This window comes from Rhodococcoides navarretei (assembly GCF_038069675.1).
Classification (GTDB): Bacteria; Actinomycetota; Actinomycetes; order Mycobacteriales; family Mycobacteriaceae; genus Rhodococcoides; species Rhodococcoides navarretei.
Window position 1 is genome coordinate 1,860,828 of record NZ_JBBPCN010000001.1, and the last position, 20,587, is coordinate 1,881,414.

Annotated in this window: 21 protein-coding genes; 8 read left to right on the forward strand and 13 right to left on the reverse strand. The window is 64.2% G+C overall.

Annotated elements, in window-relative coordinates; all coding sequences use genetic code 11:
* Positions 1-40: 40 nt before the first annotated feature.
* The 5 genes from AABD04_RS08990 (at position 41) to AABD04_RS09010 (ending at position 4,293) form a co-directional block, all read left to right on the forward strand.
* A complete protein-coding gene (locus tag AABD04_RS08990; protein WP_341440941.1) occupies positions 41-373 on the forward strand; it encodes a putative quinol monooxygenase in 333 nt (110 codons plus the stop codon).
* Between the two features lie 102 nt (positions 374-475).
* The gene (locus tag AABD04_RS08995) at positions 476-1,657 is read left to right on the forward strand and encodes a lipase family protein (RefSeq protein WP_341440942.1); all 1,182 of its coding nucleotides are present in this window, start codon (positions 476-478) and stop codon (positions 1,655-1,657) included.
* 343 nt (positions 1,658-2,000) lie between these two features.
* Positions 2,001-2,171, forward strand: a complete 171-nt coding sequence (locus AABD04_RS09000) for a KOW domain-containing RNA-binding protein (protein WP_243594138.1) — start codon at positions 2,001-2,003, stop codon at positions 2,169-2,171.
* A gap of 86 nt (positions 2,172-2,257) precedes the next feature.
* Complete coding sequence (locus AABD04_RS09005; protein ID WP_341440943.1) at positions 2,258-3,286, forward strand: LLM class flavin-dependent oxidoreductase; 1,029 nt, start codon at positions 2,258-2,260, stop codon at positions 3,284-3,286.
* A 113-nt stretch (positions 3,287-3,399) separates the two neighbouring features.
* Entirely contained in the window at positions 3,400-4,293 is an 894-nt protein-coding gene (locus AABD04_RS09010; protein ID WP_341440944.1) for a universal stress protein, read from the forward strand.
* A 9-nt stretch (positions 4,294-4,302) separates the two neighbouring features.
* Here the strand turns inward: AABD04_RS09010 and AABD04_RS09015 are convergent, their stop codons facing one another.
* Together AABD04_RS09015 and AABD04_RS09020 are read right to left on the reverse strand one after the other, a co-directional pair.
* Positions 4,303-5,010: an enoyl-CoA hydratase/isomerase family protein gene (locus AABD04_RS09015; RefSeq protein ID WP_243594135.1), complete on the reverse strand. Its 708-nt coding sequence runs from the start codon at positions 5,008-5,010 to the stop codon at positions 4,303-4,305.
* Positions 5,011-5,070: 60 nt separating this feature from the next.
* The gene (locus AABD04_RS09020) at positions 5,071-6,186 is read right to left on the reverse strand and encodes a hypothetical protein (protein WP_341440945.1); all 1,116 of its coding nucleotides are present in this window, start codon (positions 6,184-6,186) and stop codon (positions 5,071-5,073) included.
* 123 nt (positions 6,187-6,309) lie between these two features.
* On the opposite strand from AABD04_RS09020, the gene AABD04_RS09025 reads away from it, so the two are divergent.
* Positions 6,310-6,591, forward strand: coding sequence for a DUF7218 family protein (locus AABD04_RS09025; RefSeq protein WP_243594133.1), 282 nt, complete (start codon positions 6,310-6,312; stop codon positions 6,589-6,591).
* A gap of 1 nt (position 6,592) precedes the next feature.
* Here AABD04_RS09025 and AABD04_RS09030 read toward each other — a convergent pair whose 3' ends face one another.
* From AABD04_RS09030 to AABD04_RS09040, 3 genes are all read right to left on the reverse strand, one after another.
* Entirely contained in the window at positions 6,593-7,081 is a 489-nt protein-coding gene (locus AABD04_RS09030; RefSeq protein WP_341440946.1) for an SRPBCC family protein, read from the reverse strand.
* A 65-nt stretch (positions 7,082-7,146) separates the two neighbouring features.
* Positions 7,147-8,100 carry an ABC transporter substrate-binding protein gene (locus AABD04_RS09035; RefSeq protein WP_341440947.1) on the reverse strand — a complete coding sequence of 318 codons (954 nt, stop codon included), beginning with the start codon at positions 8,098-8,100 and terminating at the stop codon, positions 7,147-7,149.
* 41 nt (positions 8,101-8,141) lie between these two features.
* On the reverse strand, positions 8,142-9,830 hold the full coding sequence (locus AABD04_RS09040; RefSeq protein WP_341440948.1) for a nitroreductase family deazaflavin-dependent oxidoreductase: 1,689 nt from the start codon (positions 9,828-9,830) through the stop codon (positions 8,142-8,144).
* Between the two features lie 119 nt (positions 9,831-9,949).
* Here AABD04_RS09040 and AABD04_RS09045 point away from each other — a divergent pair, with 119 nt between their 5' ends.
* Positions 9,950-10,537 (forward strand): TetR/AcrR family transcriptional regulator, encoded by a 588-nt coding sequence (locus tag AABD04_RS09045; protein WP_341440949.1) that lies wholly within the window; start codon positions 9,950-9,952, stop codon positions 10,535-10,537.
* A gap of 98 nt (positions 10,538-10,635) precedes the next feature.
* The gene (locus AABD04_RS09050; protein ID WP_341440950.1) at positions 10,636-12,255 is read left to right on the forward strand and encodes an MFS transporter; all 1,620 of its coding nucleotides are present in this window, start codon (positions 10,636-10,638) and stop codon (positions 12,253-12,255) included.
* On the opposite strand, the gene AABD04_RS09055 is transcribed toward AABD04_RS09050, so the two are convergent.
* The 8 genes from AABD04_RS09055 to AABD04_RS09090 all read right to left on the reverse strand — a co-directional run bounded on the left by AABD04_RS09055 (position 12,248) and on the right by AABD04_RS09090 (position 20,365).
* Positions 12,248-13,144, reverse strand: coding sequence for an SDR family oxidoreductase (locus tag AABD04_RS09055; RefSeq protein ID WP_335741753.1), 897 nt, complete (start codon positions 13,142-13,144; stop codon positions 12,248-12,250). The genes AABD04_RS09050 and AABD04_RS09055 overlap by 8 nt on opposite strands.
* 155 nt (positions 13,145-13,299) lie before the next feature.
* Entirely contained in the window at positions 13,300-13,662 is a 363-nt protein-coding gene (locus AABD04_RS09060; protein WP_341440951.1) for an STAS domain-containing protein, read from the reverse strand.
* Positions 13,663-13,855: 193 nt separating this feature from the next.
* Positions 13,856-14,785, reverse strand: coding sequence for an aldo/keto reductase (locus tag AABD04_RS09065; protein WP_341440952.1), 930 nt, complete (start codon positions 14,783-14,785; stop codon positions 13,856-13,858).
* Positions 14,786-14,944: 159 nt separating this feature from the next.
* On the reverse strand, positions 14,945-15,529 hold the full coding sequence (locus AABD04_RS09070; RefSeq protein WP_243594124.1) for a giguanylate cyclase: 585 nt from the start codon (positions 15,527-15,529) through the stop codon (positions 14,945-14,947).
* 94 nt (positions 15,530-15,623) lie between these two features.
* A complete protein-coding gene (locus AABD04_RS09075; protein ID WP_341440953.1) occupies positions 15,624-16,709 on the reverse strand; it encodes a glycosyltransferase family 4 protein in 1,086 nt (361 codons plus the stop codon).
* 39 nt (positions 16,710-16,748) lie between these two features.
* Positions 16,749-18,011: a hypothetical protein gene (locus tag AABD04_RS09080; RefSeq protein ID WP_341440954.1), complete on the reverse strand. Its 1,263-nt coding sequence runs from the start codon at positions 18,009-18,011 to the stop codon at positions 16,749-16,751.
* Entirely contained in the window at positions 17,998-19,107 is a 1,110-nt protein-coding gene (locus AABD04_RS09085; RefSeq protein WP_341440955.1) for a glycosyltransferase, read from the reverse strand. Before AABD04_RS09085 ends, AABD04_RS09080 begins: the two co-directional genes overlap by 14 nt.
* Complete coding sequence (locus AABD04_RS09090; RefSeq protein WP_341440956.1) at positions 19,097-20,365, reverse strand: YveK family protein; 1,269 nt, start codon at positions 20,363-20,365, stop codon at positions 19,097-19,099. The genes AABD04_RS09085 and AABD04_RS09090 overlap by 11 nt, the downstream gene beginning before the upstream one ends.
* Positions 20,366-20,587 lie beyond the last annotated feature (222 nt).

The following is a 20,587-nucleotide window of genomic DNA, read 5'->3' on the forward strand; positions in this document are numbered from 1 at the left end:
ATCGCCGGGCATCGGATACTCAGGTCGAAAGGAACCCGTCATGCCAGCTGAACCCGAGGACGTGCTCGGTGTCACCGTGGTCGTCACCCACAAGACCCTGCCGAATCAACGCGACGCCGTTCGGGCCCTGTGGGAAAAGCACTTGGCACCAGCCGTGCTGGACAATCCTGGGCATCTCGCCTACTACTACGGTATCGATTCCGACGATTCCGATGGCATCACGGCGTTCCAGCACTACCGCACTGCCGAGGACGCGCGCACATTTCTCGAGCATCCCGCCTACCGAGCGTACGAACGCGAAGTAGCTCCACTTTTGGCCGGCCCACCGGAGGTGAGCAGGCTCGTCCCGACGTGGATCAAGCGGGGTAAATAGGAGGCCGACCGTGATGGCGATCCACCTGGCACCGCCACCGTATTGCCTGTGGTGAAACACGGAATGCGGAACCGTACTCGGGGCCGCATACTTGCTCGCGAGATGAGACTCCCTTCCGTCGCCTTCGCCGTGTTCGTCATTGTTGCGTCCTGCGCTCTGTCGGTCGCACCCGTATCGGCGGCTCCCGTCGCTGCCGACTTCTACGGCGCGCCCGTCGTCGGCCTGGAGGCATACGCACCCGGGTCCATCGTGCGCCGAGAACCCGTGCCGCAACTCGACGTTCTGGGATCGCACACCGAGCGCATTCTGTACCGATCGGCCGATCCTCGTGATCGTGCGGTGGCGGTGTCGGGGCTGCTGGTCACACCGATCCGTGCGTGGCCAGGCCCCGGACCGCGGCCCGTGATCGCTTACGCGCCAGGCAGTTACGGGGTTGCCGATCGTTGCTCGGGGTCCTCCGAGTTGGGACTGGCAACCACGATGCCGGCATTGCTGCCACTACTGGCCCAGGGGTACCAGGTGGTCACGACGGACTATCAGGGGCTGGGAACCCCTGGCGAGTACGAGTTTCTGGGGCGGACCGCCAGTGCCCGCGCCGTGCTGGACGCGGCGCGGGCTGCGGCACGGGAGTCCGACGCGCCTGTCGTGCTCTACGGATACTCGGCGGGCGGTGTCGCGTCGGCCGCTGCCGCGGAACTCGCTTCCACCTACGCGCCCGACTTGTCCGTGGTCGGGGCCTTCGTCGGTGCCGCCCCGGCCGATCCGGTGGTCCGCGTCGACGGTCAGGACGGCTCCGCGTGGGCCGCGACGATGCTGTACACGATCGGCGGCCTGATCGGCGCGCACCCCGACCGAGCCGACCGGATCCGCGCCCTCTTCAACGCCCGCGGGCGGGCGTCTCTCGATGCGGCACAGGACTTCTGCACTACCGACGCGCTCGCTCACGGATCATTTCGGTCCGAGGATCTGACGGCCGACGGCACGTCGCTGAGCGCACTGATGACGGGACCTGTGCTGGGTCCGCTGACGGAGGAGAACACCATCGGGTTCACCGCGCCCGTCGCACCCGTGATGATCGTGCACGGTGTCCACGACACCTCCGTCGAGATCGAGCAGAGCCGGCTCCTTGCGCAGCGTTGGCGCGCTGCAGGTGCCGTGGACATCACCGTCCGCGAGTTCGATTTCGGAACCGATCTGATACCTGCGTTCGACCACACGGCCTCGAACGTCGCTGCCTATCCTGGGTCGCTCGAGTGGATCGACCGACTGGTCGCGCGGGCGTAACTCGATGCCCAGCACATTGCCGGTGATGTAGATCACGCGTGACCGATGTGTGTTTGCTCCTGCTCGATTCGACTCATAAGGCGCAGCTAGCAGGTACACGTTGGTACCGAAATGCCCTGCTGCCTACGAGAAAGGATCAAGCCAATATGAACAGCGCTGAGAACGAGGTCACCGCATGAGCGGCCGCAGGAGTCTTTCCAGCCGACTCTTCGAGGGTCTGGGCCGCATCACATGGGGTTACGGCAAGCGAAAGCTGGAGGAACGGCGCGCACACAAGCGCGGACGGCGATAAGCCGAACGGTGGGCGTCCGATTTCGGCACCCTCGATCGGTACGGTGCAGGGATGGACGGATTCGAGGTAGGCGACGGAGTCACACCGCTGAGCGGGCCCATGGCAGGTATGTACGGAACCGTGGTCTGGTTCTACGAGGAGAAGCAGCAGTTGCTCGTTCGTTTCGGCGCGTCGCAGCAGATGTACTACGCGGCCGGCGAGTTGAAGCGATGGGGGGAGTAGCCCGCGCCCTGTGTCCCGCGCATCGGAATAATTGAATCTTCATCGATGCTGATGGAGGCGACCATCCCGAATCGAAAGGCCCCACCATGCATCTGGGCGTAGACAGCTTCGTCTCTTCCGTGACCGATCCGACCGACAACCAGGTGATCGCTCCCGAGGAGCGAATGGGCCATCTGCTGGAGGAGATCGCCCTCGCGGATCAGGTCGGGCTGTACTCGTTCGGCATCGGCGAGCATCATCGCAGCGAGTACTACGACTCGGCCCCGTCGATCATTCTGGCCGCCGCAGCCGCGCGCACCGAAAACATCCGACTCGGCAGCGCGGTCAAGGTACTCAGCGCAGACGATCCGGTCCGGGTGTTCCAAGAGTTCGCCACCCTCGATCTGATCTCCAAGGGCCGGATCGACCTGGTCGTGGGCCGCGGATCGTTCACCGAGTCGTTCCCGCTGTTCGGCCTGGATCTGGCCGATTACGACTCGCTCTTCGCCGAGAAGCTCGACCTCCTGCTCCAGATCCGCGACAACGTCGAGGTCACCTGGTCGGGTCGACACCGCCCGGCACTGAACCGTCAGGGTATCTACCCGCGTCCGCTGCAGGATCCGTTGCCGATCTGGGTCGGCGTCGGCGGGACGCCTGAATCCTTTGCTCGCGCAGGGCTTCTGGGACTGCCCCTGATGATTGCCATCATCGGCGGAGAGCCGCGCCAGTTCGCCCCGCTCGTCGATCTGTACCGTCGCGCCGGAGCGCAGGCGGGACATCCGCCGGAGCAGCTGAAGGTGGGCCTGCACGTGTTCGGCTTCGTCGCCGAGACCACGACGGCCGCGGCAGACACCATCTACCCCGGCTGGAACGAGATGTTCACCAAGATCTCTCGGGAGCGTGGATTCGCTCGGCCCAGCCGCCAGCAGTTCGACGCCACGTCCGGCCCCAACGGTGCGTTCTTCATGGGAGACCCGAAGACGGTGGCAGACAAGATCCTGCGGGTGAGCGAACAACTGGGCGGTGTGGACCGATTGTCGCTGCAGATGACCAATCCACGGCTGGCCCACAGCGACCTACTGCGCGGGATCGAACTCCTCGGCACCGAAGTTGCACCTCTGGTGGCTCGGGCATAGGTCACAAGCCCGAACTACCCGTCATACCGGTGGCCAAATGCCCTATTGGTGTGCCGAGGAAGCGGCGATCGTAGAAGACGACGCAGAAACCGTCTTCGGCCAACGGAGGAACGATGGACCACACGATCGCGGCAACCACATTCGACGGACCGCTAGCGGTCGTGGTCGACGGTTCACCCACGGACAAGGGGGTGGCCGAGTGGGCGGCGCACTTCGCTCGAGCGGCATCGACATCGGTGCACCTCGTTCACGGTGCACCGAAAGACGAGTGGAGTGCAGCGGTCGCCGCCGAGCTCGACACCACCGACTTCCCGACGCGGCTGCGGCAGGAGAGCGAAGGCGTACTCGCCCGCGCCGTAGACGTCGTGCACGGGGTCGATCCCCAGGTGACAGTGGAATCGGAGGTGTCCGAGCTGTCGGCTGCGCGGATGGCGAAGGCGCTGTCTGCGGACTCGGCGATGCTCGTCGTGGGCGCGTGCGAGTCGGGTCCGTTGCGCGACATCGTCTTCGGGTACTCGACGACGGCAATCGTCAATGCCGCGACCTGCCCCGTGCTCGTGTGGCACGAACGTGGCGATTCCGGGGGCGTGTCGGCCCCCGTCGCGGTGGGGGTGGATGGATCCGAACCGTCGAAGCGCGCACTGTCGGCAGCATTCGAACTGGCGAAAATTCTCGGTGCAGAGCTACTCGCCGTCCACGTGGGTGCCGTGCACGAAACCGACCAACTCGACTACGGCACGCCGGTCGACTGGCAGCACCTTCGTGAGGCAGAACGACAGTGGTTGCAGGCCAACGTTGATACCTACCGGGACAAGTATCCGTCGGTGCCGGTTCGGGCAGTGTCCGTCGGTGCTTCGGCGGCACACGAACTCCGGTCGATCTCCGCGACGTCCCGGGTGTTGGTAGTGGGCAGTCGCGGTCGAAACCGTTTCACCGCAGCGATTTTGGGATCGGTGAGCCAGAACCTGGTGCATCACGCCGAATGTCCGGTCCTGGTGGTGCACTGACAGCACCGCCTAGTTCGAGACCCATTCCATCTCGTCGACGCCTGCGACAGGCGTCAGCAGGGAGCGAATCTCACTCGCGTACATTGTGCGTTTGATGTCGCCCAGAACATCACCGCGCGTACCGACCAACGCAGCTGCGCGGGCGAGGGCGTCGTCGCGCAGACGCTCCGCAGTCGACACCGCGTCGACCAGTCCGAGCGCCATGGCGTCGCCACCGCCGTAGCGACGCCCGGTCGTCAGCGCCTCGTGGAAGGCATGCGGAGCCAATCTCGCCCGCACCATGTCGACGGTTCCCGGGCTGTAGGTCGCCCCGATGTTGACGCCGGGGAAGCACAGGAATCCGCGATCCGATCGCATGATGCGGTGATCGTGTGCCATCACGAAGAATGCTGCACCGCCGTAGGTGTGCCCCTGCATGGCCGCGACGGTCTGCATCGGGAAGGTCAGAAAGCGCACCAACAGCTCCTGAACAGTGCCGATGAACCGGTTGATCTGATCGAGATTTTCGGCCCCCCATGACAGATCGACGCCCGTGGAGAAGTACTTGCCCGTTGCGGTGGTCACCAAAGCGGCCGGGCCGGAGGACGCCTCGACCTCGTCCAGAAGCGCGTTCATTTCGGCAATCCAGTTCGGACCGATGCGGTTCTCGGTGTCGTCGACCCCTCGATTGCCGAGACTCAACACGAATACGTCGTCAACGCGATCCAGATATGGCATGTTCTGAACGTACCCAGCTTTTCTTGTTCTCACTCACAACGAGACAGGTTCGAGGGAGCGTCACGACGACGTGGCCGACTGCCGACGAATCAGTTCACGGTGACCATAGGTGGCATCGAGTATGTCCTCGCGATCGGCGACCGACGAGCCCACTGCGCCCGCAACCGTACCGAGCGACGCGGCCAGCCAAGCGAGGGAGAAGTAGTCACCGATCGACGCCGGACGACCGATCTGCTCGGTCAGGAACTCCGGTGAGATAACCACCGCAGCCGAGCACAATACGACTACGAACAGTAGCGCGTACATGCACAGCGCACCGGTGATGACCGTTCCCACGGTGGCTGCGTTGTACATCCAACGATCGATCGTGGAGGGGCGGAACGTCCGCTTCTCCCACAGGCCGTTGGGAAGAATCACCCACACCGTCATGGCGATCACAGCCGTGACCCCGATCATCGCCAGTCGACCCAGACTCATCGATGCCGCCATCTGCCAGATGCTCGCGTAGAACACGCCGAAGGCGGAGGCGGCACTGGCTGCAGCAAGCGCACTCGACAGAGTCGGCACCAATCGCCACGGTCGATTACATCGAATCATCCCCGACACCAACCTGATTCGGCCGAAGATGCTCGACGTCAGCAGCACTTCGTCACCCTCGCCGGAGTCACTGGATGCCCAGCGGGACTTGAAGTACCTCCTCGGAAGACGAGACGAGTCGTCGGCTTCGATCAATTCGTGCAGTACGGCCAACGCAGCCGCGACAGCGCGTCGTCGCACCGCCAGGGTGCCGAAGGAGGGTACGTACAGCGCTCCGGTCGTGCCGTCCCGGGTCTCGGCGATCACCGGGCGTGAACCCTGGCGGCGAGGTACCTCCGACACACACAACACGATGTCGTAATTGGCATCTGCCTTCACGGATGCAAGCCACTGTCCCAGCGGGGCCGCACCTGTCGCCGTGGGCGGAAGCGGAACCGATGCCCCTGATACGCGTATCTCGCGCCGCTCCCCGTCGATCATCGCGTGATCGGGCAACTTGGCGACGATGGCAGACGCGACCGTCGACGCGAATCCGTCATCACTGACCACACCGACCGAGAGCGGCTCACCTTCCGCCTCGGTGTTGGCGCGGTCGTCGGGTGCATCCCGGTCCGCTGGTTGCGATCGATCGGATTTCATCCCGTTCGCATACCCGATGACGCTCGTTGCACACCAACTCGCGGACCTCGGGGAGCGTGATTAGTCGTCGCGCAGACCGGGTAGCGCTCAGAACATCGAAGTAGTCCAGCTATGGGAGTTCCGATGCCGTCGAAGAAGAACGAGACCGAGGACCAGCCGCAGTTGAAGGACCAGGGCTTGTACGAGAAGCTCCGCGAGGAAGGCAACTCCAAGGAGAAGGCTGCTCGCATCTCCAACGCGGCCGCGAACAAGGGGAGGGGGCAGGTCGGGAAGAAGGGCGGAGAGTCCGGATCCTACGAGGACTGGACGGTCGACGAACTGACCGACCGAGCCAAAGAATTGGGCCTCGAGGGCTACTCGAAGCTGAAGAAGGACGAGCTGATCGACGAGCTTCGCAACCACTGACTCAATTCGGGCGCAGTGATGCGTAGTACTGCTGCTGTGACGGGTAGTAGTCGTCGAAGCTCGGCAACGGAGTGCCGTCTCTGGACGCGACGAGCATGTCCAGGTAGTACTCCCATCCCGGGCCGATGTCGCCCAGGCCGTCGGTGCTCTCGCAACTGTGTACCAGGATCAGGACCGTCGAACCATCCTTCTCGTCGAGGCGAACCTCGAGCTGCCACTGCATCTCGTCGATGGTTCGCACGGCCAGTCGGCTGGGCGGCTCGCATGCTTCGACGGCCATGTCCGAGGCCGGCTCGCCCTCCTCGAAGCGCATCGTGACGCGAACGGTGCTGTCCGAGATACGCTCCCACGGCCCGAACCACAGCGCCGTTCGAGGCGATTCTGTGAGGCTGGCCCACACGTCCTCGCGCGGAGCGGCGATGGTCCTGGTCAATTCCAGAGCGAAGCCGCTGTCGCTGCTGCGCAGCGTGCCCGTGGGTGTCGGTTCCATCGACTGATTATGCGACTCCGGCGTGGCTGCCGTCGAGTAGGACTTTGTTCGTCGAAGGTCGGTGATCAACTCGGGTCGTAGAGCTGCTCCACCAACCTGAGGGTCCACAGCGCGGTCAGTGGTCCGCCGTCGTTGGTGAACTTGTCCGTCCTGACGATGCGGTCGTTGCGTACAGCCGGTAATCCGGTCCAGAGCGGATTGGCGTTCATCGCCTGCAGATCCTTCTCCGACGTGATTGCGGCAATCATCGCCACGGCGTCGGATGCGGCGGTGACGTTCTCCGGTCCGTACTCGATTTCCGGAGTGGCGGCGGTCCAGGCGGATCCGAAGCGGGCTCCCACATCCTCTAGCGCGATGGACGTCACCCGGTCACGTCCGATCGAGATCCCGCCGTTCTCCGATGTGCTGACCGGCAGGACGGCGGTATCGGCAATCGAAGCGGCGTACTGCGTCGTGAGTTCGTCCACGCGAGTGGTGTATTCGTCGACTATCGCTCGTGCTTCGTCCTGGCGATTCAGTGCTGCACCGATCGATGCGACATCCTGCTGCCAGCTGACCCCGGTGCCGGTGGAGCCGACCGGCAACACCGGCGCGATCGCACTCAGCTGATCGTAAATTTCTTCGACCACCTCGTCGCGGCCGATGATCAGGTCAGGATCGACGCGTGCGATGGCTTCGAGGTCGACGGTGTTCCGTGGATACAGCTCGGGCACTCCGGCTGCAAGCAGGATCCTCGTGGGCTCGGTCAGCGGGCCGGGAATTTCGGGCGGGGCCTCGGTTTCCACCGGAATCCCGACGATGGGCAAGTCGAACGCGAGGGCGATGTCGAGGTCGCGTCGGCCGTCGATCACGACGACCGACTCGATTCGATCGGGTACCTCGACGGTGTCGAACTGCGTGGTGACCGAATGCGTCGCCGAGTTCGTCGCCGCCGGTTCTGTGCCGGCACCGCAGGACGAGACCAGGGATGCGACAAGGACCGCGCCGAGGGTGACCGACAAGTGGGGGAGCGTCTTCACAACTTAAGTAAAGCAAACCTAATTTTTGGGCAACATCCAGGTCAGTCGTCGAACTCCACCCGAACCGAGATCGGGTCGGTCTGCAACGCGCGGAAGCCTGCTTCGATCAAGCGTCCGAGAACCGCATTGTTCGAGAAGGTTCGCGCTCGGAGGGCGACGTCGTCGTCGGGCACGAAAGTCGCTGTGCCGGTGAGCCATCGGGTGCCCACACGTAGTCGGATCCTGGGTTCGTCGGTGATGTTCGCTCCCCAGCCGGATCGGGTTCCGTGCTGGGAGATCAGCCAAGCTCCGGTGTCGTCGAACACTGCCGACACCGGTACCTGCCGGCGCAGACCGGACTTGCGGCCGACGGTCTCGATATCGGTGACCAGAGAGGTCCGGACACCGATCGATGTGAGTCCGTTGACGATCGGATTCGCAATGTGCTTGCCGATCCAGCGCTCGCGGCGGAATTTTGCCACTGCAGCGGAGGTGTCGGTCCGAGCGGCGCTTCGGCGGTTGCGGAACGCGTCCCAGCCGTTGCGCTGCATCATCGTTGCCGCAGTCTTCCATGCCGGACGGCTCGAATTCGGTTGCTGCCCAGCTCCGATGAGCTGCAGCTGGTCGGTGTGCCATTGCAGATCGAGAGCGCCGTTGATCTGCTTGAACGCGCCGGCCTTCGACGGGACGCGCAGGGCCACGCGCGGAGATTCGACCCGATCCAGCGTGCCGTCGACCAGCGAGCTCGCGACGGCCGGGGCGAGGGCAGTCGGACGGCCCAGGCCGACCATGTCGCACTCGCCCGATCGCACTGCCGAACTCATCACCGAGCGGGTGCGGAAGCCTCCGGTGACCGCGAGCGGCACCGCTCCGGCCGCGTCGCGCACCGTTCGCGCGTACTCCAGGAAGTACGCCTCCCGATCGCGGGTGCTCGCGGTACCCATCATTGCGGGTGATTCGTAACTGCCACCGCTTATTTCGATCAGATCGATCGATTCTCGAACGAGATGCTCGACGGTGATGCGCGATTCTTCCTCGCTGAACCCGCCGCGCTGGAAGTCCGCCGAATTCAGTTTGATTCCCACCGCGAAACTCGGAGACACCGCTGCTCTGATTGCGCGGACCACTTCGAGGACGAATCGCATCCGTCCGTCGAGGTCGCCGCCCCAGGTGTCGTCGCGCCGATTGGACAGAGGCGACAGGAACTGCGACACCAGGTAGCCGTGCGCCCCGTGAATCTGGACGCCGTCGAAGCCGGCCGTCTCGGCCACGGCCGCTGCGGTGGCGAATCGTCCGATGATCTCGTGAATCTCGTTCTCGCTCAATGCCCGAGGTGCAGGAATTCCCGGGATGTTGGGGGCGATGGCAGACGGTGCAACGGGCTTGGAGCGGGTGACGAGCGGGTTGGCCTGTCGACCGGGGTGATTGAGCTGCATCCAGATGGGGGCACCGCCGTCGGATGTTGCCTTCGCCCAACGGGCCAGCGCATCGCGGTCGCGGTCGTCCTCGATGACGACATTGCCCGGTTCGCCGAGATGGGACCGGTCGACCATCACGTTGCCGGTCACCACCAGGCCGTAGCCGCCCGCGCCCCACTGGCGGTACAGCGTTTCCAGGCGGGAGTCCGGGCCGTGCTCGGCGGTGGACAGTCCTTCGCTGAGAGCTGCCTTCATCACACGATTCGGCAGGATCTGCCCGCAGGCGAGAGTGAGCGGGCTGTGCAGATCGATCACGTCGGTGTCGAGGGACATGGCGTTTCTCCGGTCTCGGGACTGCTGTTCCAGCTATGCTCAACAGCATAGCTACAGGGTGACTGTAGATGTAACGCGACGTCACGTCAACGATAGTGACTTTCTCACGGGAGGTTCGGATGGCGAGTCGAAGCAGCGCTCGGGATGACATGCTGCGCAGCGCTGCGTACCTGTTTCGCAGACGCGGCGTTGAAGCGACGTCGCTGGCCGACGTCATCGAACACGCGGGCGCACCCCGTGGCTCGATTTACCACCACTTTCCGCGCGGCAAGCCCCAGCTCGTGGAAGAGGCGACGCGCACTGCGGGAGCCACCATGGGCGCGATGATCTCGGCCGGCCTCACCGCGGCAGGCCCCGCTGCCACCGTCCGCGCCATCATCGAAGGGTTTCGCGGAGAGTTGCTGGCCACCGACTTCGTAGCGGGGTGTCCGGTCGCTCCCGCCGCGCTCGAGGGGCTCAATGCTCCCGGTGCCGTGACGGCGGCGGGTGAGTCGTTCTCCTCCTGGGAAGACACCATCGCAGCGTCGCTGTGGCAGCGCGGTGTCGCCCGCGAGCGATCTCACGCGTTGGCCACCTTTGCGATCGCGGCCATCGAAGGCGCGTTGATCGTGGCCAAGGCGCAGCGATCGATCACCGCACTCGATCGGACGGAGCAGGAGCTGCTGGCCCTGCTCGAGGCGGTCGTGGAGGTGTCGGCCGGTCGCTGACGCAGGCGGTGGTGCGGCCATTGGTATTGCTATTACTACGAGTAACAGCTAACTTCCCATCAGAACTATGCCGAACGTCATAGTCGAAGGGGAGTGTCATGTCGTCACTTACTACCTCGCGTCATCGAACAGGCAAGCCGCATATCCGTCGGCGATACCTCGCACTGCTCGTGATCTGCGTGGCCGAGTTGCTCGTCGTGCTGGACAACACCGTCGTCAACGTCGCGCTGCCTTCCATGGGACTGCAGCTCCGTGCCGACATCAGCGGGCTTCAATGGGTCGTCGACGCCTACACACTGACGTTCGCGGGGCTGCTGCTGGCATTCGGGCACCTCGGTGATCGCTACGGCCGCAAGAAGGTCATGATCGTCGGGCTCGCCGGTATCGCGGTGATGTCGATCGGCGGCGCTGTCGCTGCCGATCTGGGGCAGGTGGTCGCTGCCCGAGCGGCAATGGGCGTGTGTGCGGCTGCGGTCTTCCCGGCGACCCTTGCCCTGATCATCAACATCTTCACCGACGCCAAGGAGCGGGCGCTGGCCATCGCGGCCTGGACGGCCATGGCCGGGTTCGCCATCGCCATCGGCCCCACCGCGGGCGGATTTCTGCTCGAGCACTTCTCGTGGCACTCGGTGTTCTGGATCAATGTTCCTGTGGCACTGCTCGTTCTGGTGGCCGCACTGGCCTGTGTTCCGGGATCGAAAGCGGAGCATGTCGCCAAGTACGACCCCGTCGGTATCGCATTGTCGTTGGCCGGCATCACCGTGCTGGTCTGGGCGATCATCGAAGCGCCGCACAACGGTTGGTTGTCTGCCACCAGCATCGGTGCATACGCGGCCGGCTCGGCAGCGGTCGTTGCATTCGTCTGGTGGGAGCTGCGAACACCGTCTCCGGTGTTGGACCTGAACCTGTTCCGAAACCGGAGATTCTCACTGCCCGCCTTGGCCATTGCTGTGGCGTACTTCAGTATGTTCGGCTTCCTGTTCATGATCACCCAGTACTTCCAGGGCGTGATGGAGCTGACCCCGCTGCAGTTCGGTGTGCACTCGCTGCCTTTCGCGATATCCATTGCAATCGGTGCACCGCTGGCCACGATCATCGCGCAACGCATCGGAACCACGGCCGTGATCGTCTTCGGGCTCGTGGTGATGAGCATCGGCATGTTCATCGCAGGTCAGGTGAAGGTCGAAACGCCTTATCTGGGGCCGGTTCTCGTGTCGATGATTCTGATGGGCCTCGGCCTGGCGATCGTGCAGGGCCCTGCCACCGAGTCGATCATGTCCTCGGTGACGCTCGGCGAAGCAGGGGCGGGCTCGGCGGTGAACGACACCACCCGCGAGGTCGGCGGAACCCTCGGAGTTGCGGTGCTCGGATCGATCGTCGCGTCGATCTACACCGCGCAGGTCGGTCCGAAGATCGACGCGATACCCGACGCGATCATGGAGCCGTACCAAAAAGCGTTTGCTCGCGAAACTGTCGTCAGCGTCATCGAGATCGTGAAAGCGCCCACCAATCCGATCTTCGCGTCGCAGAAGGCCGACCTCGTCTATGCGATGAAGGCGGCCTCACTCGAAGGCTTTCAGCTCGCGTCGTTCGTCACCGTCGGGGCCGCTATGGCATGTGCGCTGACCGTCGCGCTGTTTCTGCCGTGGCGACGCCCCGAAGGAGACGGCGTGCTTCTCGCGTGGCGCGGATCGGAGAACGGCGACACGATCAGTTGAAGGGCGTTCCGCCGGTGACGGCGATGGTCTCGCCGGTGATGTAGCTCGATTCGTTCGATGCCAGGAACACATAGGACGGAGCCAACTCCGCCGGCTGGCCGGGTCGTCCGAGCGGAACGGTCTCACCGAACTTCTCGTACTTCTCGGCCGGCATCGTCGCGGGAATGAGCGGCGTCCAGATCGGGCCGGGTGCAACAGCATTGACGCGAATGCCGCGCTCTGCAAGGTCGCCGGCGAGGCCCTTGGTGAAGGCTACGATTCCCGCTTTGGTGGTCGCGTAGTCCATCAATTCCGGAGACGGATTCGACGCCTGAATCGAGGTCGTGTTGATGATCGTCGATCCTGCGTCCATGATTTCGGCGGCGCGTTTCGAGATCCAGAACAAGGCGTACAGGTTGGTCTTGAGCACCCGATCGAACTGCTCGGTGGTGATGTCGGCGATCCCGCCCATCTGAGCCATCTGAAACGCGGCGTTGTTGACGACGATGTCGAGACCGCCGAGTACCTCGGATGCGGTGTCGACCAGTTTCACGCACTGTGACTCGTCGGTGAGATCGCAGGCGATGGCTCTACCCGCGCGGCCTGCTCCCTCGATGAGGTCGACGGTGGCCTGCGCGTCGGGGCCTTCGGATTCGAGGTGTGCGATGACGACGTCGGCACCCTCGCGGGCGAACGCAAGTGCAACAGCACGGCCGATGCCCGAATCGCCGCCGGTGATCAATGCCTTGCGGCCGTGCAGTCGATCCGATCCGCGGTACGAATTCTCGCCGTGATCGGGCGCAGTGACCATGTCGCGTGTCAGGCCCGGGTGGTCGAGGCGACCCTGCTCGGCCCGATCGGGCAGTGGAAAAGCGGTGGTCGGGTCGGCTTTGCTGAACTGGTCGGACATTGTCGATCCTTGCCTCGGTGTGCGTGAGATGCTCCACGCGGCAAGTCGAACGAGCCGCTTCGGTCCAGTGGAGGCGGCTCGCGGCAGAACATGCCGTCGGGAGTCGCTGTCCACCTGGGGTTTGCCGAATCGGGCGGTCCGCAAACCTCTACCGGTCAGGCAGCGCGCGGATCCGCCACGATGGTCGCCGCGCCCAAGGCCTCGAGGACGAGACGAGCGGGCCGCGTCGGCGCGAACACCTCGAGACGTCCTGCACTGCGTGCCGCTGCGTCGAGGACCACGCACCCTGCGCCCGAGTACATGAAGGTGACCTCCGACAAGTCCAGTAGCACAATTGTTTCCGTGTGCAGGGCATCGTCGAGCACCTGCGCGAGAACGGAACGAGACTTCAGATCGAGTTCACCCGTGACGCGGACGACGGTCAGGTGAGGAGAGTAGAGCTCGGTGGATACCGAGTAGTGAGCGTTGCCGCGCCCGACGGGTGCGAAGGGGGAATCGAGGTGGTCGGTGACAGTCACGATGCGAACCTCTCAGTTCGGATGGCCTAACGACCGACATGCACTGGGTAGAACCCGAGGGCTACAGGTTCCGTTGCATGCCGTGCGGTAATCCTGACAGCGCAACGTCACTGTATCGAGGCCTGTTCATCACGGAGTGATGGCTAGTCGATAACGATGAGGTAACGGCAGATGTGACGTGGCTGAGCATCGTTCACGGCAGTGTGTGACCGGCAGTCCGGAACAGTCGGTACCACTCCTGCCTGGTCAGGCGGACGTCCGAACCGCGGGCGGCGTCGACCACACGATCGGGATTCGTGGTGCCGAGCACTACCTGGATGTTGGCTGGGTGTCGGGTGATCCACGCAGTCGCCACCGCCGACGGGGTGGTGCCGTGTGAATCGGCGATCTCGTCCAATGCGACATTGAGGTCGGCGTAATTCTCGCGGTCTCCGACGAAGACGCCGGAGGGTGTACCGCTCTGGAACGGAGACCATGCCTGCAGGGTGATGCCGTGCGTTCTCGCGTAGTCCAGCAATCCGTTGTCGCGGTCGATCGATTGCTCTTCGGCGCTCATGTTGGCGGTCAAGCCGGCCGCGATCACGGGCGAATGCACGATGCTCAGCTGTACCTGATCGAACAGAATGGGCTGGGTGACAGCAGTTTTCAGCAATTCGATCTGACCGGGAGTGTGATTGGAGACTCCGAAGCCCAGCACCTTGCCCGACGCGTGCAGTCGGTCGAATGCCGCCGCGACCTCCTCCGGCTCGACAAGGGTGTCCGGGCGGTGCAGTAGCAGCGTGTCCAGATGATCGATACCGAGTGCGCGGAGTGACCCTTCGACCGTCGTGACGATGTGATCCTCGGAGAAGTCGAACCAGCCCTCGCGAATACCGACCTTGCTCTGAATGGCGATGCTCTCGCGCTGCGACGGGGTCAGTGTCACTGCGTCACCGAATCGCTTCTCGCACGTATGCGGGGCTCCGCCGTAGATGTCCGCATGGTCGAACACCGTGACGCCGACGTCGAGGGCGGTGTACACCAACCGCCGTATCCGGTCGTCGTCGAGATCGGTGATGCGCATGAACCCCAGCACAATGCTCGAGACGTCCGTCCCGATGTGGGGGAGGGGAAATGTGCGCACTGTGAATCTCCTGTTCGTCCGCCGACGGTTCGCTCGATGTTGCACCCGTCATCACAGCGGACTACCCAGTCGTCCAGGCGCTCGATGCGTTCGCACTCGTCGCCGATGCGTCCCGGTCGAGCAAAGTCCTGCTGACGTTCTGACGGAACCTGTCGGGTACTACTCGAATTCCGTTCGAATCGACTGTGTCGTCAGTTGCAACATCAACACGAAACCGGTCAGTGTCACGACGATCGGGGCCCACAGAACCACCGCGACGAAGGTGTCGACGTCCCGCTCCAGCACTATGTACACCGCGACGATGGACGTTCCCAGCAGGCACGCGGCGATGTGAGCAGCCAGTCGCCACTTGTCGAAGAAGAATCCGGCCAGCATTCCCATCGGGATGAGAAAAGTGCACTTGCCGAGGGTGACTTCCGGCGCGAAGTTAGCGGTGATGGTGGCACCGAAAATCGCCAGATCGGCGATGATGACGAAGGCGAACGCTTGCCCCAGCGTCGGCCACGGACCGAACCACCAGAACGCGCCCATGATGTAGGCGGCGATCATGCAGGTCCACTGGACGATCGAGGGGATGGGTGTGGTCGCGCCGTAACCGAACGCGAGCTCGAGGGTGACCACGACGGCCATGGCCAGAGCGGCGGCCGAGACGATTCGCTTGACGAGGGTGGTGACAGCGAGTGACGTCATCACGCCCATGCCCCATTGGTAATGCTCGTTCGACCTCGTCAGTGCGCGAGTCACAGTGCCCCCTCGTTCCAGTCGGGACACGATTGAAACACAGCCGTGCTAGTCGATGTTCGAATATCACCGAGTTCGAGCCGCCGGTGGGGCGCGCTCAGCTGGTCAATCGATGCAGCAGCTCCGGCAGCGTGTCGCCGATGTCGTGTCGGCTGGCCACCCGGTATCTGGCAGTCTCGCCGAGTAGGCGTCGTCGGTCGTCGTCGTCGATGACGGCCGACACAGCAGCGGCGAGCGCCGCGGAGTTACCCGGCTCGACCAGAACCCCGGCACCGTCGGCGAGAAACTCGTGTGTACCGCCGTGGTCGGTTCCTATCACCGGCAGCCCGTGCGACATCGCTTCCAGGACCGACAACGGGCCGGCTTCCGGAGACGTACTTGCCGAGACGACGATGTCCCATCTGCGTAGAGCGGACTCGGCGTCGATGTGCCCGAGAAACTCGACACGGCCGGCGAGATCCGGTTCGGCGGCGCGCGCATGGAGTTCGTCGACGTAGTCGCGATCGCCGGGGAAGCTACCCCCGGCCAGTTCGACCCGGACATCGGGAAGTGTGGCGACGGCGTCGAGCAGAACGCGATGTCCCTTCCACGGCGTCAACAACGCCAGCATTCCGACTACCGGCGGAGAGTGCAGCGCACCGCCGAACCGCGGAACCGGCCACGGCACTCCGTTGTGTGACACCACCACAGGGAGGCCGGCTCTACGAAGAGGTACTGCGGTGGCCTCGGACACCGAGACTGCGACGCGAACGGCTGGACGGGCGAACCGGACCACCACGCGCTGCTTGAGAGACGTCATCGTGTCGTGTACGAGCCACGACGCCCCGCGGGCGGGTCGCGCAAACCGTGCCACAGGGAGCGCGAACAGTGAGTTCACGACAGTGGCGGTGCCCGGTGCGCGGGCGATCGTGCGCACCGCGCGTGCCGCACCGACCCAACGAGCGATCATCCGGATCGCCGCGACACCGCGAGCGGCACCACGTTGTCCACCCAATCCGAGCTCGTGGATGCGGACGTGCCGCGTCGTGTCGGGTAGACGATCTGCCAATGGGCCTGCAGGGCAGGCGATCACGGTGGCCTGGCCGCGACGGGTGGCCTCGTCGATCAAATCCAGCAGCACCTTCTCGGCACCCGACACCTGGCCGGTGTGTGCAAGGAAGAGAACTGTCGACTCGTCGGTCATGTGTCGGCCCGTCTGTGCGGCAAAGGTGGTTCCGGCGGATCAGTGCGCATCGCGGAGGAGTGCCACTGGGTCTTCACACATTCTGCGTAGCGCTGCATCCATGACGGCGACCTCGACCATCTTGCTGCAGAACGAGGCCGTATAGGTACGCCCACCGGCGATTTCGGCGATGAGCATCGTGCAGCCGTCCGGACCGTCCGGTTCGAGCGACGCGGCCATTTGCGGGGGCCTGCCGTCGTCGACCCAGTCGAGGTGGTCGAACACCCGCACTCTCCCGAGGTCGCTCACGGCCAACCGCAAGGTCTCGGGTACCTCGACGACCGAATTCTTTTCCTGCGACTGTGCCGAAGGCCGAATCCGTGACGCCACATCGCGAAGTTGCGACATGCCCAGTACTGCGATGGGCCAACCGGATTCGATCACCTCACGCATCGTTGTGGTGATTGCGACGGGTGTCGTGTCGGCTGGGAGGTGAAGTGGAATGCCCACGGCGAAATTTCCGTGCGCACTCTGCTGGGCCGGGTCGAGATAGCGTCTGCTGTTGAACAACACCATGACGTGATCGTCGACGTCGACGGCTTCTGCTCGTAGCGCGGCGCTCCAGAGGGCAATGGATACCGACGCGGCGGTCGCTCCGGGCAGGTTCTCGGCCGTCCAGTGCTTGAGCTCGTCGACTCGGGCCCTGCTCATGTACCCGACTCGGCTGACTTTGTCGGCTTCCCAGTTCTCGATCCGGCGACGAGGACCGGAGGCGTCCGATACGGGCCGATGGCGCGAGCGCAGTGTCCAGAAGTCCGCCAATGTTTTCGGATTTCGAGAATAGTGACGCCACAGGGCTTTCCATGTCGTGCTCGGAGGTAAGCCTGCGGCGAGTCCGGGAACCAGAGACCCGTCGGCATCGTCGCAGAACGCCGCCAACATCATCACGCCGATCTGACCGTCACCGATTCCGTGCGAGTAGTCGAGGGCGAGATGCTCGTCGAACACGACCACTTCGAGTGGACCACGCGCGCCGTTCCTCGATCGAATATCGGTGAGCATCTGTCCCAGATCGTCGGTGGGACCGGTATCGGAGGTGACATTGTCGCCGGCGATGTCGGTGCGGTATCGCCATAGTCGAGCATCCGAGCGTGGTTCCAGCGCGATGTGCGGTGACGCATCGACATGTTCGGCGGCGGTGAGCGTGTGTCGCGTTCGCTCGATGTCGAGGCCTCGAACGGGACCGACCGCGGTCACTATCCGGGTGTCGGCGAAGACGCGATCCAGCGCAGTCGAGCGGTACCTTCGCTCAGCGGACGGCATCGACGATCTCCTGCATTCGACTGCGGAAGTTGGCTCGTGAGAAGCCCTCCGCCCACGTGCGAATGGCGACGCGATCGTAGTCGGCGGGATCGAACGAGCGCATGGCCTCGGCGAACCCGGCGACGACTTCTTCGTCCGAGCCAGGGCTCACATGCAGGCCGGTCCTACCGGGAACCACGGAGTCCATGGCACCACCGTCTCCCAAGGCGATGACCGGTGTCCCGGTCGCCATGGACTCGACGGGGACGATGCCGAAGTCCTCTACTCCCGGCATCAGCAATGCACGCGTCGTTCTGTGCAGTTCGAGGAGCTTCTCGTGTGAAACCCGTCCGAGGAAGGTCGTTTTCGGTCCGGCCAGTTCCCGGCAGGCGTTCATGGCACGACCGTCTCCTGCGACCACGAGGGGAACGTCGGCCTCGGCGGCAGCGCGCACCGCGATGTCCGGCCGCTTGTAGGGAACCAGACGCCCCGCGAGCAGGAAGAAGTTCTCCCGCTCGACGGACGGATCCGGAGTGAAGCCCTCGGTGTCGACGGGAGGATGGACCACCACGGCGTCGTCTCGACCCCACCAGTCGTCGATCCGACGTGCGACTGCAGACGAGTTGGCCACCACCGTGGTCAATTTCGGTGCGGCAGCGATTTCGCACCGACGGGCAACCGCGGACAGCGCCGTCAGTATCGCCGCTCCGGCTCGGCCGCCGCCTTCGCCTGCACGGAGTTCGGGGTCCCAGGCCCACCGTGCGGGGCTGTGCACGTAGGCGATCACCGGGGAGTCCGTAGCGAACACGGCCTGGGTCGCGAATGCGTGGTGGCTCACCACGACCGCATCGAAACCGCGGAGCGGCATGCGACGAAAGGCCAACGGCATCATCGGAAGAACGGGCGCGTACGACCGTTGGCCCAACGCCCTGTACACCCGATCGAGGCCGGACGTGTGCGGCCCATGGCTGATTCCCGCCGGAACCCCGGACGGCCTGGCGATGGGCGCGAACACCTCGGCCGCGGGCCAGTGCAGTGCGAGTTGTTCTACGACATGCTCGGAACCGGCGATCTCGGTGAATCTCTCGTGTACGACGGCAATTCTGTCAGCTGGCATCGCGTTGGCCTTCCGGCGCGATCGTCTGCGCGGTCTGTTCCACTCGTCGGGTCGAGTTCTTGTTCTGCAGTACGAGGTGTACGGGAATGGCGAAGTCGTTCAGCCGCCGCAGCGCTGTGGTTGCGGCTTTCTTGTCCCGTCCACGTTTCGACACCAGCACCACGACGGTCTCGACGTCACCGACGTCGGTGTAGTGCCACCACTGTTCCGACAGTCCGAATTCGGCGGTGGCTCTGTGATGTCCGGCTGTCGGGCCCGGCCCGCGAGTCGACTCGAAGTCCGCACCTTCGCCGACCAACAGCAGAACGACGCTCTCACCTTTGGGAGCAGCGTGTCGTGCACCCCTGGACGCGGGTCGGTCGCCGCGTTCGAGGGCGGCGATTCGTGACGCGACAGCGGGTGGCATCGTGTCGCCGGTCGCGGGGTCGAAGTGTGCACCGTATTTGCGCGAGACTCGGCGGGCCCAGGAGCGAGAGGGCTTGCGGCCGAATCGGCCTCGGAGCAGCACGATCAGTTCGGCCGCGACGATCAGAGCGGCGAGTGCTGCGACCAGTGCCTCCGAGACCGGTTTCGGTGAGACCGGAGTGGTGCTCTGCTCGGGGTTCGACAGCACCACCAGCCGATCTCCGCTCGCAGTGGCCTCGAGTTCGCTCTGCCGGGTGCGTAGTTCGGCGAGCTCGGACAGAGCAGCAGGCCGACTCGGATCGTCGACGGGGAGAGCGTCCACCCGCGACTGTTGCGCGTCGATGGCGGACTGTCCCTCGTCCGTTCGCTCCTGCGAGTCACGGATCGCATTGGCAGAGGAGGTAGTTGCCATGGTCGACACCAGTGCTTCGGCCAGATCTGCGGCCAATTCGGGAGATCGGGTCGTCACCGTCACGGTCAACAGCGCCGGTGAGGTACCGGGCGAGAGCTCTACGCTCGAGGCAAGTTCCGCGGCGTCCATTCCTCCGGCATCGACCTGTGAGAGGACCTGATCGAGCACGCCACGATCGGTGGCCAATTCGATGAACGGCGCGCGCATCTGTTCGATGAACGCGTCACCGGGAACGAGGGTTTGGACAGGTTCGATCTCGGTGACGATCGACGCGGCGTACTGCTTCTCGGTGAGTTCGCTTCTGAGGTAGAACACGCCTGCACCGACCAGGGCGGCAATGATCACGGCGGGGAGAAGTGCTCGGCCCAGTTCACGCATGTGGCCCGCGAGGTCGATCGGTGGGGGCACGTCACCCCGGTGGACGGCATCGTGGACGGACATCAACCGCGTACCCTTCCGTCGTCGATGCGAGCGGACGTACCGCTTCGGTGTTCAGTGGAGCCAACGGTCTCGATGATAGCGGGGTGCGCGCGCTGTACGCGTAGCCGTGCCGTTCGTGAATGGAACTGTATGTCAACAACATTGGAATAACATGTGTATCGGTCCGTAATGATCGCGAAACCGAACTTCGACTCCGCCGGGTGGGGCTCGAATCGGGCGATA

Coding starts and splice junctions, on each gene's coding strand:
- AABD04_RS08990 (WP_341440941.1), top strand. CDS start 41: ATGCCAGCTGAACCCGAGGACGTGCTCGGTGTCACCGTGGTCGTCACC.
- AABD04_RS08995 (WP_341440942.1), top strand. CDS start 476: ATGAGACTCCCTTCCGTCGCCTTCGCCGTGTTCGTCATTGTTGCGTCC.
- AABD04_RS09000 (WP_243594138.1), top strand. CDS start 2,001: ATGGACGGATTCGAGGTAGGCGACGGAGTCACACCGCTGAGCGGGCCC.
- AABD04_RS09005 (WP_341440943.1), top strand. CDS start 2,258: ATGCATCTGGGCGTAGACAGCTTCGTCTCTTCCGTGACCGATCCGACC.
- AABD04_RS09010 (WP_341440944.1), top strand. CDS start 3,400: ATGGACCACACGATCGCGGCAACCACATTCGACGGACCGCTAGCGGTC.
- AABD04_RS09015 (WP_243594135.1), bottom strand. CDS start 5,010: ATGCCATATCTGGATCGCGTTGACGACGTATTCGTGTTGAGTCTCGGC.
- AABD04_RS09020 (WP_341440945.1), bottom strand. CDS start 6,186: ATGAAATCCGATCGATCGCAACCAGCGGACCGGGATGCACCCGACGAC.
- AABD04_RS09025 (WP_243594133.1), top strand. CDS start 6,310: ATGCCGTCGAAGAAGAACGAGACCGAGGACCAGCCGCAGTTGAAGGAC.
- AABD04_RS09030 (WP_341440946.1), bottom strand. CDS start 7,081: ATGGAACCGACACCCACGGGCACGCTGCGCAGCAGCGACAGCGGCTTC.
- AABD04_RS09040 (WP_341440948.1), bottom strand. CDS start 9,830: ATGTCCCTCGACACCGACGTGATCGATCTGCACAGCCCGCTCACTCTC.
- AABD04_RS09045 (WP_341440949.1), top strand. CDS start 9,950: ATGGCGAGTCGAAGCAGCGCTCGGGATGACATGCTGCGCAGCGCTGCG.
- AABD04_RS09050 (WP_341440950.1), top strand. CDS start 10,636: ATGTCGTCACTTACTACCTCGCGTCATCGAACAGGCAAGCCGCATATC.
- AABD04_RS09055 (WP_335741753.1), bottom strand. CDS start 13,144: ATGTCCGACCAGTTCAGCAAAGCCGACCCGACCACCGCTTTTCCACTG.
- AABD04_RS09075 (WP_341440953.1), bottom strand. CDS start 16,709: ATGACCGACGAGTCGACAGTTCTCTTCCTTGCACACACCGGCCAGGTG.
- AABD04_RS09080 (WP_341440954.1), bottom strand. CDS start 18,011: ATGCCGTCCGCTGAGCGAAGGTACCGCTCGACTGCGCTGGATCGCGTC.
- AABD04_RS09085 (WP_341440955.1), bottom strand. CDS start 19,107: ATGCCAGCTGACAGAATTGCCGTCGTACACGAGAGATTCACCGAGATC.
- AABD04_RS09090 (WP_341440956.1), bottom strand. CDS start 20,365: ATGTCCGTCCACGATGCCGTCCACCGGGGTGACGTGCCCCCACCGATC.